Origin of the sequence: Candidatus Tisiphia endosymbiont of Empis tessellata (assembly GCF_964031035.1) — a bacterium.
GTDB lineage: Bacteria > Pseudomonadota > Alphaproteobacteria > Rickettsiales > Rickettsiaceae > Tisiphia.
Genome location: NZ_OZ034997.1, coordinates 106,132 through 122,329 on the forward strand (window position 1 = coordinate 106,132; position 16,198 = coordinate 122,329).

A 16,198-nucleotide genomic window follows, 5' to 3' on the forward strand; every position below is an offset into this window, starting at 1 on the left:
TCTTATATAATTTTACCTTCTAGTATAGTCTTTCCGCTTAGTAAATTTAGCAGAAGACAAGAATACTCCAGTTCCTATACCTAACAATACTGAAACAGTGAAAATACTGGCAATCATAAAATGCCCCAACACAGCCAAAACTACAGTAGTAATACAGACCATTATCATGAATATAATGCTACTTATTCTACCTTTTTTTGTTACGCTTTCATAAACCTCAATACTTTTAATATCCATCTGATGTCTATGTACTTGCTCTTTTTCTGCCATGGCAATTAGCTTTGTCAATGTTCCTGGATAAATATTTTCATATTCTGCCATTAAATCTACAGGTGGCAAAACATGTGCAAACTTCTTACTATAGAAGCTATTATCAGACTCCTTAGGATTACTAACTTTTAAATATCCTTTGTTCAACCTATTGTTATTAGCAAAAAAACTTTTACTATCTTTCATATTCTTTTCTTATTTCTTGAAATGTTGAATTAATATCTTTTTCTACTCTAATAAAGTATTCAAGTAAATCTGTCTCTGGCTTTTTTCTTACTGTCGTTTGAGATATTTTAAATACACTAAAAAAGCCTATTAGGAAATGTCTTACAAATTCTTTATTCATTTATTCTCATATTAAATTATAAGATTAGCAAGTATGCAAGTTTAAGTATACTAGGTCATAGCAATCCTACATTTTTTATGTCACTACTGTTAAGAGTCCTTCCGAGCGTCTATTAGCGAGGAGTCACGCAAAAGCAGCAACGCGGCAATCTAGGATACGCGAAGCGTTACTCTAAAAAAACAGCTTCGCTGTTTACCTAGATCGCCACGGCATCTAAAGAGCCTTGCTATGACGATTATAGAAAAATGTAAGATACTATGATACTAGGTTCACAGCACCTAGAGTGATTATAACAAAGCTTTAAGAAAAATGGGAGAAATAATCTTTAGTTTTGATAAAAATTATTTTTTTAACCTCAGTTAATGTAATAAATTATATAGTAGGCTCAAGTAATCATTGCCATTAGGGGGGATGTCCACAACTGTTGAAAGTTTATACAAATAGCTATACTACAGCGTCATTGCGAGCGTAAGCGAAGCAATCTATAGATAAATGATGTTACTGGATTGCTTCGTCGGCCTTACAGCCTCCTCGCTAATAGCCCTAGGCTATTCTCCCTATAACTTTTATGTTATACGTAAGGTGAATTACTCATTAAATTGCTCTTTAATAATTCGATTTTCAAGGCTATTTTTTTTATCAAATAGTAACTTTATCTTCTTGTTTTTTACAGATTTAATTAATACTGACTTAATATTATCAAACTCTTGAAAATCTGCAGCTGCATTTACTGGTCTTTTATTACTTTCTAAGATTTCAAACTTTATAGTAGTAGAAAATGGTAGTAATGCACCATGCCAGCGTCTTGGACGGAAAGGACAAATTGGTGTGAGGCATAATACGTTTGACTCAAGTGGCAAAATAGGACCTCCAGCAGATAAATTGTATGCACTACTGCCAGCTGGGGTTGCAACCATTGCCCCATCGGCTACTAATTCACTCATACGCTCAACTTGATCAACTTCGATCTTGAATTTAGCAGCTTGGTTGGTTTTACGAAATATTGATACTTCATTAATAGCTAGGGCAGTATAGGTTTTATTGTCTATGCTTTCTGCTTGCATTTTTAAAGGGTATAAATGAGAAATTATAGATTCTTGTAAATTATCCATTAACTTTTCAACAATAACTGGATTCATTAAAAACCCAATGTTACCAGAATTAATTCCATAAAAAGAAACATCAAGATGCATATAACGGTGTATCGCATGTAGTAATTCTCCGTCCCCTCCAACTACAACAATTATTTCTGCTTCTTCTACCTTACAAAACTTATAAACTAGTTCAAGCTGTCTAACTAGTCTTAATGATTTTGTCGAACTATTATAAACAATCGCAATTTTATTTAAATTAATTTTAGTTTTTGCCAACATAAATATAATAGATGATTAATTATTAGTGTAACAACACATGAAGCCAGTACATCACTTAAAAAATGTCCTCCCATTAATATACGACTTAGTCCAACTAATGTACTAAAAATCAATGTGATACTATAAATTCTTGAGAAAAATATCAAAGGAGCAACATAAGAAAAACTAGTTAAGCTATACGCCATAGCTGCATGGCCTGATGAAAATGAGCAATTATGTAAACATTCATTAGAGATTGAGAAGGCTCTAGTAAAATTTTTTGTACCATTAAACTCTTTAATCTGCAGCGGACGAGCCCTACCAAAATTTTCTTTAAATATATAATTTACTAGTAGTCCAGGACCTATTGCTGTAGATAAAATTATATAAAAACCCCCTGAAATAATAAGCCTATTAAAAGTTTTGTACTTAACAATTAAGTAAAATAGGTATAGTAATATTACTATAGTCAGTATAGTAGTTAATATTGGAATAACTTCAAATAATAATTGTACAATATTATTGTTACGATAGATAAATCCATTATTGCTGTCGTAGAATAATTTTGAGAAATCTATATCCAAATTAGGAAATAGTATAGTTAATAATAAAACTATACCAAAGGTGAATATACTAGTATAAACTAAATTAGTATTAATCATAGACTAAAAGCCAAAAATAAGTTATAAAAGTATACTTAAATCCTACATCATATAGAAGTTAATATGTCATTCAACATTAAAAACCATAAAAATGATTTACTATTTTTACCACTTGGTGGTGCAAATGAAATAGGCATAAATGTCAATCTATATCATTATCAAGGAAAATGGTTGATGGTTGACTGCGGTAGCGGTTTTGCCGATGATTATTTACCAGGTGTTGACATGATAATTGCTGATATTAGCTTTATTGAACGCTATAAAAAAGATATAGTAGCTTTAGTTCTAACTCACGCACATGAAGACCATTTGGGAGCAATCCAATATTTGTGGAGTAGCCTAGAATGTCCAATATATGCCACTACCTTTACAGCAAATTTTCTAAAACTTAGATTAGCAGAATATGATTTTGCTAAAACTATAAAAATTCATGAAGTAAAGCCTTCGGCAAAAATAAATCTTGATCCATTCCAACTAGAGATGATACCGCTAACCCACTCAGCTCCAGAAATGCAGGCAATTATGATACGTACAGAAGCTGGCAATATTCTCCATACAGGAGACTGGAAATTTGATAATGATCCGGTACTTGGTAAGAAAGCTGATGAAGCTCTACTAAAATCTTATGGTGATGAAGGGGTTCTAGCTTTAGTCTGTGACTCAACTAATGTATTTAATGAAGGAACTTCTGGTTCAGAAGGAGAAGTGCGTAAAAGTTTAGTAGATATTATAGCAGGTTGCTCTCAGATGGTTGTGGTAACAACTTTTGTCTCAAATTTGGCTCGTCTTGAGACTCTAATTCACGCAGGTCAGATGGCAAAAAGAAAAGTTGTCCTATCGGGAAGAAGTTTGCATAGAATTTTGCTTGCAGCACAGGAAAGTGGTTATATGAAAGATATTGCCCCTTTGATCGATGAACGAGATATAGCAAGATTTAAAAGGCAAGAACTTTTAGTTATTGCTACTGGTTGCCAAGGTGAGCCTCTAGCAGCTACTGCAAAAATGGCAAATAATAGTCACCATAGTATAAAGTTAGCTCCTAAAGATACAATTATATTTTCTTCAAAAATTATTCCTGGCAATGAAAAGAAAATTTTCCGTATGTTTAATATTTTTGTGAGGTCAGGAATTGAAGTGGTAACTGAACGAGATCACTTTGTACATGTTTCTGGGCATCCATCAATTGACGAACTCAAACACATGTACTCTCTAATTAGACCTCAGATTTGTGTACCAGTGCATGGTGAGCCGGTACATATACATGAACACGCGAAATTAGCTCGTAAAAATGGTATAAAACATGCTGTTGAAGTCGAAAATGGTAGCTTAGTATTACTTGATCCTCATAATCCTCGTATTTTATCCAAGGTAACAACAGGTTATTTGGCTGTTGACGGCAATTATCTTTTACCAGCAGAATCATCAATTTTTAGAACTCGTAGACGTATGCGTGATTCTGGTATAGTAGTGGCAAGTTTGGTAATAAATAAAAATGGTAGCCTTAGTTGCAGCCCTATTTTATCTATGCCGGGTCTTCTTGACTCTGACGATGATGTACAGCTAATTAATATGATTAAAGATGATATTGCTGAAACGATAGAAATTCAGAGAAAATCAAAAGGTAGCATTCTCAATGAACAGATTGAGAATGCTGTAAGGTCAGCTATTCGTAAGACATTGAAACATGAGATAAATAAATCACCCATTATCATAGTCAATGTGGAAAAAGCTTATTGAAAACTAGTTTATTGAATGCAAGTTAACTAAGGAGATATTATATTATGAAATCATATAGTTTTACATCTGATGATGCTGCACAAAATATAGATAAAGACTTACAATATATAGCAGAGTCCTTTGATCCTAAATATGATAAAGATTATCAAGAAAATCCTAAGTCTCGTGAAAAACAGGTTAACAAGGATATAGAGCGTGGTGTCTTTTATCTTGAAACCCTAGATGGACAGCTATTAGACTTACTAGCTAAGTGTAAGTTAGGTAAAGATCAGGACTATAAGGTAACTTATCAAGATATGCATGATATATTAACAAATGATTATCATTTATCAAAAACACAAACAGAATATATTTTAGCTGCAAATCACCAAGGGGGTATGGCTGGTGGTATAGTTGGATTCTCTAAGTTGCAACTAAAAGCATTTGATAACTATGGATATGATCCTAGAAGTGAATGGCTAAGAAATGGTAGTATGTCCAAGATCACTATAGATAAAGATCATAACGTATCATATATCGGCGGACAAAATATCATGTTTGATTGTAGTATGGATGCTTTCTTGCCAAATAGTGACCTTAGGAAGATGATGGGTACGGAATTTAATAGCCAAGATTCTATGGCTGTAAATATTACCGCTACGTTAGGAAAAGTAGGAGATTCTGAATTAACACCGCAAGTAGTAATTGATGTAGCTGGCACTGGTAAGATTGCTGATCGATTTATTAGCGATATACAAGCAATCCAAACAAATTGTGAGCAAAAATCCCCTCAAGCAATTATTGATAATAATAAGGCTTTATCGAAAGAATTATTAACTGTTCCTCTTAATGAAGAGCAATATAAAACAGATATGAAAGAAAGAGTTGCAAAAATCATATCAGATGAAGGGGTGAAGCCGGAAACAATAAGTACATTTAAAAAAGCAAATGGTGCTACAGAGGCTTTAGCTGACGTATTGATAGAGCAAATTGATCAAGCAATCGCAACTCAAAAAGATAAAAAAACAGGGAAATTAAGCTCACAATCTATTAATAACATTGCTAAAAAAGCTGCGGAACAGTTAAATAAGTTTATCGATAATCCAAATAAATATACAGTAAAGAAATTTACTAAGCAATTAGTAAATGATCAAGCTGCATCATCGAATACGATAATACCAAGGAAAAATTTTATTAAAAGAATTTGTGAATATTTAAAAGACAAATTGCATGGATATTCTGATGACAAGAGCAAACTACCATTGGCTGAACAATTGAAGAATGAGGCAAAATTTGTCGGACAAAAAGCAAAATTACATATGTCATCTAAAGCACCAACGTCACCACCTCCACATAATGAAAAAACAGAAGGTAAAGGAAGAGGTTAGGAAAATTTTTAATAGACTTCTTGCAGCAGTAGAATTATGTAAGAAGTCTAATCTTCGCATCAGCTGGTCTAATATATAACGGTTCTATGGAGTTAGAGAAATTGTGCTTCCTTATTTTATCGGCTATATATTTACATATATGCAGTGCCTTAACTCTAGTAAAACGAGGTAAGATTGTTAAATTTTTTATATCCCTAATCTTGTCGTATATCATCTCTACCCCACTACCTGCACAGACATTAATAGCAGCATTTTCTGTATTTAATAATTCCACAGCTTGGTCATAATTTATCAGTGACGGAATAGAAGCTTGTTCATCTTGATCAAAAACTTGGCTATATAATTGTCCTCTATATGCATTGAGAAAAATAAAAATTTTATTATAATTTTTTACTTGCCTGCTAGCCATCCACCAGGAAAACTCAAAATTAGATATAGTAGTGCCTATTATATCTATACTTAGCAAAATGCCTTTTGCCACTGATAACCCTATTCTAATGCCTGTAAAACTACCTGGACCGTTTGTAACGGTTAAATAATCTAGGTCAGGATAAGAAAGCTTTGCTATTTTCAGTGCTTCCTCAATCATTGGCACTATAGTTTCAGCTTGCATAGAAGACCTTAATTCCTCAATATAGGCTAGAATAACCTGATCTTCAGAGATTGCAACAGATGCACTATTATTTGCCGTATCAAATGCTAAAATTTTCATTTATAATATATACTGCTATGATTTCAAGAGTTGGGTAGACGATAGTATAACTTCAAGAAGAGCTAGTCAGTAGCAAAGTCGAGCTGCTAGGCGTACATGAGTAACGGAGCAGCACAGATCTTTGACACGACGACGCCAATTCTTGAAGTTCACCAAGTATACTCAATATTTCAAGTTTTGTAAGTATACTCAATTATAATGACAATGAAAATAAATAGAACAATTTTTAGACTGTACGACATTCGTGGCAGCAGTCTAATAGATATTAATCCAACTATTGCTTATAAAATTGGCTTTTGTTTTACCAAAATGCATATATCAAAGCAAGGGAATGAAATATTTATAGGACGTGATGGTAGGTTAAGCTCCCCTGCCCTTTACCATGCGTTGGTTAATGGCATTATTTCAGCTAAGGGGAAGGTTACCTCAATAGGTATTGTACCCTCCCCTGTTTTATATTTTGCTGATAAAATATTTAAGCCACAAGCTAGCATAATGATAACAGGATCCCATAACCACAAAGATGATAATGGCTTTAAGTTGTTATCACAAGGAAAGTCTTTTTTCGACCAACAAATACAAGATTTACTGAATAATATTCTAAGTCAAGATTGGTCCACCAATCTTATTATACCAAAAAAATTTCTAGCACTAAGTAATATACGCAATTTAAATGTTACCGATAAATATCTAGATAGGATTTTGCAAGGAATAACTATAGAACCTCAAATAAAAATCGCATGGGATCCTGCCAATGGTGCGGCTGGAAATATTATTGACTTATTAGCATTAAGATTACCTAACAAAAATGTCGTTATAAATTCGCAAATTGATGGTAATTTTCCTAATCACCACCCAGATCCAACTATTCCCAAGAATCTAGAACAACTAATAGAGATAGTTAAGACTCAGGATTGCGATATTGGTATTGCATTCGATGGGGATGGAGATCGTATAGGCATTATAAGTAAGAAAGGACGAATAATTTTAGGCGACCAAATCCTTGCTATATTGGCAAAAGATGTAATTGAGCAAAATCCAAATGCAACTATTATAATGGATATCAAATCAAGCAGTAGCATATTTAATCAGATTAAGTCATATGGCGGAAATGTGATAACGTGCAAAACAGGTCATTCCTTTATCAAAGATAAGATGCAAAAAACTAAGGCGTTACTTGGCGGTGAAACTAGTGGTCATATATTTTTTGCTGATAAATATTATGGATATGATGATGCAATTTATGCCGCCTTACGGTTTGTTGATTTATTATCAAGGTCAAAAAAAACTTTGGATGATATGATATATGAGTTCCCTAAATGTTATAGTACCCCTGAAATTAAGATTTCTGTACCAGATAACCTTAAATTTGATATTATTCAGCAAATAAAAGAGGATTTAAACAGCAGAAATATCACTTTCAACGATATTGATGGTATAAGGGTTGACTCACATAATATGCCCAATGAATCTCAATGGTATGCATGGTGGTTACTAAGAGCTTCAAATACTGAAGCTAAAATTATTGCTAAATATGAATCAGATAGTTTGGAAAAACTAAATAGTCTAAAACTAGAGCTTTCATCTTTACTAGCCAAACATGGTTTGAAACTATAGCTAACCCGAAAAGATTTTAGCTATATACCCCAATTTGGGATAAGAATTGACAAACTCTTATCCCAAATTCGCGTTAACCACATATTTTAGTTACTCAATAACACTATGCACTTTATACTTTACACAAGTTGTCTTGATAAATACGATAAAGGTTTATAATTGTTTGCTCATAATCAATAAGTTCTTGTATAGTCCAATTAAAATTGGTAAAGATGTCGTACGCTTTATTTAGCTCAGTATTAATAGCAGCCACATTCAACATGCCACTAGGCAGTAACTCTCTTATCTTTGCTGCCTGTATCTTTTTATATTCATTGTGATTTGCTGTACCAAATTCTGCTATATCATGCATCTCATTGGTTCGTACCTGCATTTCCACATCACGTCTAGGGTTGCCGACACTCGTAACAATATGCAAGGAACGATAACCATTATCTTTAGGATAATCAATATAATTCTTTTTCTCTGTTGTTTTAACAGAATAGATGCCACAGATAATATCTAACACTTTATAACAATATTCTAGCTTATCAACTATAAATCTAAAAGCAACTAGATCCGTTAATTCGTTAGTCTTTAGTATCATCTTATTTAAGGCAGAACAAGGGTCTTTTAATCTATAATATGTTGTTGCTGCTATATCATGTTCACTTAGCTTAGTACTAATAATATCGGCTATTTTATGTAAATCGTTAGTATCTTGAAATTGCATATTTGATATTCTAGTTAAGTTGTCGTGAATTTGTTTTTAAAATAATGTTATGGAGTCTTTGATGCTAACAAATAAAAATAAGCTTGTCAATTGATAGAAAGTTATTTATTGAATAAGTATATAGGCAATTATACTTACTAAGAATATACTACTCGTAAATTCAGAGTTGATAAACGAAGATCAAAATTATGATAGTATCAGGAGTCGAAGGATCGAGGTGCTAGGCGTACATTTAGTACGTGGCTACCTACCGATCCACAGCTATCGAAAGTTTACAAACAACTATACCACAGCGTCATTGCGAGCGTAAGCGAAGCAATCTATAGATAAATGATATTACTGGATTGCCACGTCGCCGCTTTGCAGCTCCTCGCAATGACATTTATGCATTAGACCTCTTTCGAAACTAGCTTGTGCTGAGGGATTTGAAGGAGACGCTTCACCTCGAACCGCAGCGTACTCTAATTCCGTTACGGATTCGAGTGCCGCATCGATGTACAAATCACCAGCAGAAGTAGAGTTTCGAAGGAGGTCTATTTTAAAAAACAAACTTTTCTATCATTAGTTACAACTTTTAAATGACCCTAATTACGGGACTTGTTTAATCCCATAAAATTCTTTAGCATTTTGTAGTATAATACCAAATTCCTCGTCATTAGGTGTTGCAGGTGTTGCACCTTCAATAAAAGTACCACCAATGACTCCTACATCATTAACACCAGTATTTGGCATATGTTTTGGGAAAATATAAAAATCACGTTCTACTTTTTGTCCAAACTTAGTTTTACCTTCATCCCAACGAGTCAAAATCATATATTGTAGATTTTTAGGATTTTGATCTTTAAGCATAATCAAGTGACCTTGGACTGACACCAATTTTTCATCATTATTAAGCTTACTAGCACCAAGCCCAGTACAATTGAAGATAAATTTTCCATCAAGTTCAGCAAATGAGTTAACTTTTTTCTGTACAAACTTAATATTTTTACTTCTTAAATATTCGTTAAGCTCTGCCATAAGTATGCCTGTATCCATAAAAATACCGTCATCATATACAATCATCTTCCTTGTCGTACCATTATCAAAATCCACTGTCACATCTTTTGCTGGTTTCATGACTTTACCAACATAAGGCTCTAAACCAGATTCTTCCCGTGTTCTAAAATAAGTTGGAACAATGATAGCTCCCTCCTTAAAGTGTGGATGCTGTTTCTTAGCAATTGACGCATAAAATTTATAAGCATCAATTTCTATTTTTTGAAGAACTGTCTGTATTTTTTGACCATTATCCATAGATACTGGAGCAAGTAAACCACCCGCATTATTAGAAGCCAGTCCATCAAATTTTTCTGCAACAATCGTAATATTCTTAAAACCTTTTTGTTCTAAATCATAAGCTGTAAACAATCCCAAGACGCCTGCTCCAATAATGGTAATTGGCGTATCTTTTGTAAGATCAGTTGCATATTTTGAGTTTATAAGTAAGTTATTAACGTACTCAGCGGAACCAGATCCAAGAGTCCAGCCACTACCACCATGTCCATAGTTATTAGCGATTATTTTACTATCTTTTTCCTCTACACTCATTTTAGGAGAACCATGTCTCATTGGACGATAACAAAGTATTTTTTGTCCCAAATATGCAGTGTCTAATTTTGGTGGAGTAATTTTTCTAACTTCACCACTAATTGCCATTGTTAAAGTTGGTGTTATAACCATCAGAGTAGCCATGCAAAGTACCTTAATTTTCTTGAGCACAATTGTAACCTTTAAAAAAATTTAATTTAGAGTTAATATAGATATTGGTGTATTTTAGTAAAGAATAATTGTATTATTCTACATACAAGAAAAGTAAAATTTTTGTATTAATGTCACAATATTAATTATATGGTGAAACCGTGGTGGATGATGATGTAATACAACAAGCTTTACCATATATAAATAATTTTATAAGTTGAATTCTAGGTAGATTTATTTATTTTAATATAGTTTTTACCCAAAATATTCTTAATTTATGATTCCAAAAACATGACCATAGATGAAAAAATTTATATTACTATATGCGTATTATTTGCAATTCTCATTGTAACAGGTAATTTAATATATCAAAAGTTTGTTTTCTTACCAATATTACCTTTTTATACTTTTGAACTTTCTGTAGGTGCAATAACATACCCATTAACATTTTTACTTACTGATCTAATTGCTGAATTTTATGGGAAAATCAAAGCTAATTTCTGTGTTAAACTTGCACTAGCTATGAATATAATTGTTGTATTAATTATAGCAATAATGGATAGGTTAAATGCCACAGAATGGTCTAAAATCGATAATATAACTTTTCATAAGGTTTTTGGGTTATATAGTATTGCTTTCATAGGTTCAATTATTGCCTGTTACACTGCTCAACTTATTGATATTACAATTTATTTATGGATACGTAAAGTCACTCATGCTAGATGGCTATGGCTTAGGAACAATGGCAGTACAGCAATTTCGCTATTTGTAGATACTTGTATTGTTATTAGCTTCATGAGTATATTTGGAGTGCTACCAATAGATCGTATGTGGTCACTTATAGTGAACAGCTATTCATTTAAACTTTTCTTCACAATATGTAGTACTCCTTTATTTTACATAGGAGTTAGCATAATAAAATATGTTACTAAATAATAAAAGTTAATTTTATATTTTTATTCTCCTATAAATTGTTCTCGTATCTCACACAAGTTATTTTGCAAACTATGCCAAAGAATTTCAATTTTCTGCTCATAAGCCATTAGTTCAAGCATAGTCCAATTAAAATCATTAAGATATTCGTATAACATAAAAGGCATGTCATTATTCTAGTATTAATTTAGCTACTTCAACTTGCAATTTGAATAAAAATCGCTATTCCCTGTCAATAATTAAATTATTAATTTTTGGTATATCAAGTCATTTTTTACTTACATCTATCAATAACATTCTAAAATGACCAATATTTATAACATAACCTATGTATGGATCTCCCGTAAAATGTAAGAAAAAACGCATATTCCTAGTTAGAATTTCTTGCATATTCTTTGTTTACCTAAAGAAATAACATGCAGAGATCGAAAGCAAGCTAGATTCATTAATTGATTTAAGACTTGGTGGTGAAGTTAGTAAAGAAGAATTTCAAACTAAACGGTCAGAAGCTAGACTATACCTTGCGTCCACCGTTTGATGCATTCGTAAAATGCACTAAAATCGGAGAATGGCTGGGGCTAATAATAATTTTTTTACTTTTGAAAATTTTGTTATGCTCATGGCAATAATGTCCAAAATCTGAGGTTTTACGACTTTTGCTAAACCACGATTTACAAATGAATCTTATGTCGTGTACTAAGCCCTAAATATTTAAAAATAACACCCGCGAATTTAATTTTATCAAATTCACTTTGTTCTAATTCAGATACAATTTGAGCATGAAATTTATCATTCATATTTAATAACTTTGAAGAATACTCAAAGTGTACAGCAGATAAAATTACATTTCCCTTATTATATTTGATTTTTAAAACTGCTGGTAAAACTGACTGGTCTAGAAATTGATAGTACGCAAGAGTATTTATATTTTTATATAATTGAGTATCTACAAAATAAGGACCTCCATTATAATAAATCATAATTTTTTTAGATAAAGAATTATCGTCTATAGCTAACTTAATTAATGCTGCACGTACACCACTATTATCGTCATAATTGTATTTTGCAAGGACAGGACCGATAGTTTTGTTGGGAAAAAATGCTAATTCTCTTTCTCCTAAAACTTCTAAAGAACCATCTTTATCAAATTCTACAAATCCTGAACCGTAATACGCCCCTGCACAAATACCTAAATAATTACCTCCAATTTCTACATAATCTTTTATAGCTTTATTTCCTTTTCCATTAAGTTGTTTAGCATAATATATATCCCTCCCTCCGGGTATTATTAATAGAGCAGCTTGATTTGACCATTTGTTTTCTATAATTTCTGCAGCACTAATGAAATGTATTTTATAGTTGGGTAAAACAACTTGCTTTAGTGTATACATAGTGTGCTTAATAGATTCGATAGACACTCCTAAATCATTATATAAATATATGATATTCTTCTTCATTCTATAAATATAATTAGTTAATTACCAAGAACGTGATTCAATAGCTTCAGCAATATTTTTTGCCGTTTTTAGAATTTTTATAATTGTAGGAATTATAGTTGCAATAAAATTACGTTCTAAACCACGGGTACGCTGAGCTACACTTATTTCTTGAAAGATACTAACAATCACAGGAATAAATCGTATGGCAAGAGATAGGGATAGACTTATTTTCTTATGATTAATTCCAACATAAGATAATAAAATTAAAATTTCATTAAGGCTATCAATCATTTCAGATATACGTGTTGTAAGTGTTATCAATGAAGCAAAAAGTAATAATGTTGCAAATCGAGTGATGACTTGTACTCCTACTATCCAATTATTGGTAAATATATGAACAAGTAGAATAATTAATAATATAATAATAATCTGGCGTAATTGAATAAATAATTTTTGTAGTGGTATTTTAGCTATAAAATATAAAAAATAAGCTTATACTAGGGTATATCGTCACGAGATTTTAGCCCACATTAATAATCCCCTTAGACAAAGGCCTGCCATGTATGATTTTGTATTTTTAGTATATCTTGTTGCTATACCACGCCATTCTTTAAATTTTTGAAATGTATTTTCAATAATGTGCCTTAACTTATATAAATCCTTATCTATCTCTCTTTGAATCTTTCTGTTTCTTTTTGATGGTATTACAGGAATTATATTTGCTTGCTCAGCAAATTCTACGATGCTATTTGTGTCATAAGCTTTATCTGCTATAAGGTACTCGCCTCTATATTTTGGGTTAATTCACAAGCTTGAGTACAATCGTTTCTGGAACCTTCTGTAACAATAAATTCTGACCGGCATACCATGCGCATCCACGACCATATGTATCTTTGTATTGAGCCCCCTTTTGTACGGCTAATCGTTTGATTCCCGCCTTTTGCCCCAAGTCCTGCTTTATGAACTTTTACAAATGTTGAATCTATCATTAACCATTCGAAATCAGGAGCATTTATAAAAATATTTAGTACATGCTCCCATACTCCATTATCGCGCCATCTACAGAATCTTCTGTGTACATTCTTCCAATTCCCATAATCAGGTGGCAAATCTCTCCAAGGAGCTCCTGTCCTAAATATCCACATTACTGCATTTACAAAGGTTCTATTATCTTTTGCAACCCCTCCCCAACAACCTTCCCTGCCAGGCAAATGCCTTTGTATCTTATTCCAAAGTTCATCATTTATATCATGTCTTCTATGTGCTAGCCCCATAACTATTATCCCTATTACTATAATTAGTATAACCAACTTCACAAATTATTCAACTATAATCTCGTGACGACATGCCCAATAAATTAGATACTAAAAATAATCCGCTTGAAAAAACGACTAGAGAATATAGCTTAATCCTTGGGGATAAGCGATAGATAGGAGAGTTATATTGATAATAAGTATCTAAATTCATATCATCATATTTTTATATAAAGGTATAGTAATAGAAGGATGATCATCCCCAACTATTTGCCCTTGATCAAAAACAATTACACGATCAAAATTTGATAATAATTCAAGGTCATGAGAAATCATAATAACAACTTGCTTTAAATCTTCTATTACTTGGAAAAATTTTTTTTATTTCTTAAATCTAAAAGCGTCGTAGGCTCATCAAATACTATGTAATCAGGTTTCATAACTAATACCCCGGGGCGGCAATAGCTAATAATTGTTTTTGTCCACCACTAAGAAGATGAGATGGAGATTTACGCAAATTATGTATATTATATAAGGATAAGATTGAATTTATACTTTGCTCAATCTTATCTTTATTGTAACCAAGATTTTTTAAACCAAAAGCAAGGTCTTCTTCAACTATTGGAAAAACAATTTGATTGTCTGGATTCTGAAATACAAATCCAACTTTACGTCTTATTTCTTTACCAAATTTACGTGTATCTAAACCATCAATTGTTACAAGTCCAGTAGTAGGTAGTTTAATGCCATTAAGGAGTCTTGCAAATGTACTTTTTCCACTACCGTTTGCTCCGACTATACCAATTTTTCTTTCACCTAATATTAAACTTATATTTGATAAAATGTCATAATTATTAACACTATAACTAACATTTTCAATTTTTATCATATAGACTTTATAGCTTATACTTTTACTAATATTAAAATTATAAAATAAAAACTTAATCTTGTATTATAAGGTAAGAACGTTTTACTACCATTGCTATAGTAGTAGCAATAATTGCTTTAATAATATCTCCTGGGATGAATATCATACTTCCAATAAGAGCTTGATTTATAGAAATATTAATAATTATATTAAGCCATAAAATACCTATAATATACATAATTAGTATGCCTCCAATTATTATATATATAAAAGCACTAATATTAGTTAAATTAGACCAATTTTTTTTAAATAAAAAACCAATAACAAACGCTGCAATCGGCCATCCTAAAAGAAATCCACCACTCGGTCCTAAAATTGATCCTAAGCCTCCATGCCCACCAGCAAGAACTGGAAGACCAAGTGATACTATTCCTAGAAAAAGAATTTGAGATAAAGCTCCTCTTTTAGCTCCTAAAATACTGCCAGAAAGCATAGCTCCTAGAGATTGTACACTTATAGGAACACCAATAACAGAAATTACGATACTAGGTATGATACCTAATGCAGCCGTAATTGCAGCAAAAAGAGCTATGCAAACTATATCCTGAGTATTCATTAATTTATATCTTCAATTTCATTTAGCAAGTAACTTTATAAATCAAATATATCATTTTTATTTAATAATCAAGCTTTTTAATTATTAAATAACCTTAGTTCGACGTAAGAAAAAGTATTTGAAAAGTAAGAAGGAAGTGATTATAAACTTCTTTAACCGTGACAAAACGTGTGATTCCTTAAACTTGGTATCCATTCACGACACCGGTCAAAATTTAATCATTAGTCTATTTTATATTCAAAAACTCACCCTAAAGACGCAAAAACCGCAATCTTAAATTTAAAAAACTTATATGACATTATCCTATAGTTAAATTTTGGTCGGGGTCGTGAATAGATACTAAACTTGACTCTAAGCATATACTAGTTGTAATACTTTTGAAGCGATAGCTGAAGTAAGAGATACAATTGTTATGCATACATTACAAATAAAAAATACTAAAGTACAGCTTGCAAACATGCAAGTTGCATGTAAATTGTAATCAGGTTTTGCCCCCCTATTGTAATGAACTATTGCCCCCCTAACCACATTAAAAATTAGTTAATTTAGGCACTTTTTAATTTAAATTCTAATCGAA

Annotated in this window: 20 protein-coding genes; 4 read left to right on the plus strand and 16 right to left on the minus strand. The window is 31.9% G+C overall.

The genetic code is table 11. The annotated features are described in order from the left end of the window. Positions 1-12: 12 nt before the first annotated feature. The 4 genes from AAHM86_RS00580 to AAHM86_RS00595 form a co-directional block, all read right to left on the minus strand. Positions 13-456, minus strand: a complete 444-nt coding sequence (locus tag AAHM86_RS00580; RefSeq protein ID WP_375331075.1) for a DUF2335 domain-containing protein — start codon at positions 454-456, stop codon at positions 13-15. Further along, the gene (locus tag AAHM86_RS00585; protein WP_341747583.1) at positions 446-616 is read right to left on the minus strand and encodes a hypothetical protein; all 171 of its coding nucleotides are present in this window, start codon (positions 614-616) and stop codon (positions 446-448) included. Before AAHM86_RS00585 ends, AAHM86_RS00580 begins: the two co-directional genes overlap by 11 nt. 587 nt (positions 617-1,203) lie before the next feature. Further along, a complete protein-coding gene (locus AAHM86_RS00590; RefSeq protein WP_342268324.1) occupies positions 1,204-1,971 on the minus strand; it encodes an NAD kinase in 768 nt (255 codons plus the stop codon). Beyond that, the gene (locus AAHM86_RS00595) at positions 1,962-2,630 is read right to left on the minus strand and encodes a phosphatase PAP2 family protein (protein WP_342267899.1); all 669 of its coding nucleotides are present in this window, start codon (positions 2,628-2,630) and stop codon (positions 1,962-1,964) included. Before AAHM86_RS00595 ends, AAHM86_RS00590 begins: the two co-directional genes overlap by 10 nt. 63 nt (positions 2,631-2,693) lie before the next feature. Between AAHM86_RS00595 and AAHM86_RS00600 the strand changes: the two genes are divergently transcribed. Then, positions 2,694-4,367: a ribonuclease J gene (locus AAHM86_RS00600; protein ID WP_342267900.1), complete on the plus strand. Its 1,674-nt coding sequence runs from the start codon at positions 2,694-2,696 to the stop codon at positions 4,365-4,367. 44 nt (positions 4,368-4,411) lie between these two features. Next, positions 4,412-5,734, plus strand: coding sequence for a hypothetical protein (locus tag AAHM86_RS00605; RefSeq protein ID WP_342267901.1), 1,323 nt, complete (start codon positions 4,412-4,414; stop codon positions 5,732-5,734). A 34-nt stretch (positions 5,735-5,768) separates the two neighbouring features. Here the strand turns inward: AAHM86_RS00605 and tsaB are convergent, their stop codons facing one another. Next, a complete protein-coding gene (gene tsaB, locus AAHM86_RS00610; protein ID WP_342267902.1) occupies positions 5,769-6,446 on the minus strand; it encodes a tRNA (adenosine(37)-N6)-threonylcarbamoyltransferase complex dimerization subunit type 1 TsaB in 678 nt (225 codons plus the stop codon). Between the two features lie 204 nt (positions 6,447-6,650). Between tsaB and AAHM86_RS00615 the strand changes: the two genes are divergently transcribed. Further along, on the plus strand, positions 6,651-8,063 hold the full coding sequence (locus tag AAHM86_RS00615) for a phosphomannomutase/phosphoglucomutase (RefSeq protein ID WP_342267903.1): 1,413 nt from the start codon (positions 6,651-6,653) through the stop codon (positions 8,061-8,063). 112 nt (positions 8,064-8,175) lie between these two features. Here AAHM86_RS00615 and AAHM86_RS00620 read toward each other — a convergent pair whose 3' ends face one another. After that, the gene (locus AAHM86_RS00620) at positions 8,176-8,775 is read right to left on the minus strand and encodes a RelA/SpoT domain-containing protein (protein ID WP_341747589.1); all 600 of its coding nucleotides are present in this window, start codon (positions 8,773-8,775) and stop codon (positions 8,176-8,178) included. A 588-nt stretch (positions 8,776-9,363) separates the two neighbouring features. Further along, positions 9,364-10,533, minus strand: coding sequence for an FAD-dependent oxidoreductase (locus AAHM86_RS00630; RefSeq protein ID WP_342267904.1), 1,170 nt, complete (start codon positions 10,531-10,533; stop codon positions 9,364-9,366). A gap of 270 nt (positions 10,534-10,803) precedes the next feature. On the opposite strand from AAHM86_RS00630, the gene AAHM86_RS00635 reads away from it, so the two are divergent. Next, positions 10,804-11,448 carry a queuosine precursor transporter gene (locus tag AAHM86_RS00635; protein WP_342267905.1) on the plus strand — a complete coding sequence of 215 codons (645 nt, stop codon included), beginning with the start codon at positions 10,804-10,806 and terminating at the stop codon, positions 11,446-11,448. 20 nt (positions 11,449-11,468) lie between these two features. On the opposite strand, the gene AAHM86_RS00640 is transcribed toward AAHM86_RS00635, so the two are convergent. The 9 genes from AAHM86_RS00640 to AAHM86_RS00680 form a co-directional block, all read right to left on the minus strand. Continuing rightward, the gene (locus AAHM86_RS00640; RefSeq protein ID WP_342267906.1) at positions 11,469-11,603 is read right to left on the minus strand and encodes a hypothetical protein; all 135 of its coding nucleotides are present in this window, start codon (positions 11,601-11,603) and stop codon (positions 11,469-11,471) included. Between the two features lie 109 nt (positions 11,604-11,712). Continuing rightward, positions 11,713-11,835: a hypothetical protein gene (locus AAHM86_RS00645; protein ID WP_342267907.1), complete on the minus strand. Its 123-nt coding sequence runs from the start codon at positions 11,833-11,835 to the stop codon at positions 11,713-11,715. 281 nt (positions 11,836-12,116) lie between these two features. Continuing rightward, on the minus strand, positions 12,117-12,902 hold the full coding sequence (locus AAHM86_RS00650) for a BPL-N domain-containing protein (RefSeq protein ID WP_342267908.1): 786 nt from the start codon (positions 12,900-12,902) through the stop codon (positions 12,117-12,119). Positions 12,903-12,923: 21 nt separating this feature from the next. Beyond that, positions 12,924-13,358, minus strand: coding sequence for an energy-coupling factor transporter transmembrane component T (locus AAHM86_RS00655; RefSeq protein ID WP_342268326.1), 435 nt, complete (start codon positions 13,356-13,358; stop codon positions 12,924-12,926). Between the two features lie 36 nt (positions 13,359-13,394). After that, positions 13,395-13,688 carry a transposase gene (locus AAHM86_RS00660; protein ID WP_342268327.1) on the minus strand — a complete coding sequence of 98 codons (294 nt, stop codon included), beginning with the start codon at positions 13,686-13,688 and terminating at the stop codon, positions 13,395-13,397. Then, on the minus strand, positions 13,655-14,200 hold the full coding sequence (locus AAHM86_RS00665) for an IS5 family transposase (protein ID WP_342267909.1): 546 nt from the start codon (positions 14,198-14,200) through the stop codon (positions 13,655-13,657). The genes AAHM86_RS00660 and AAHM86_RS00665 overlap by 34 nt, the downstream gene beginning before the upstream one ends. A 147-nt stretch (positions 14,201-14,347) precedes the next feature. After that, positions 14,348-14,473, minus strand: a complete 126-nt coding sequence (locus tag AAHM86_RS00670; protein WP_342267910.1) for a hypothetical protein — start codon at positions 14,471-14,473, stop codon at positions 14,348-14,350. A gap of 106 nt (positions 14,474-14,579) precedes the next feature. Then, positions 14,580-15,026 carry an energy-coupling factor ABC transporter ATP-binding protein gene (locus AAHM86_RS00675; protein ID WP_342267911.1) on the minus strand — a complete coding sequence of 149 codons (447 nt, stop codon included), beginning with the start codon at positions 15,024-15,026 and terminating at the stop codon, positions 14,580-14,582. Between the two features lie 52 nt (positions 15,027-15,078). After that, positions 15,079-15,621 carry a biotin transporter BioY gene (locus AAHM86_RS00680; protein WP_342267912.1) on the minus strand — a complete coding sequence of 181 codons (543 nt, stop codon included), beginning with the start codon at positions 15,619-15,621 and terminating at the stop codon, positions 15,079-15,081. Between the last annotated feature and the right edge of the window lie 577 nt (positions 15,622-16,198).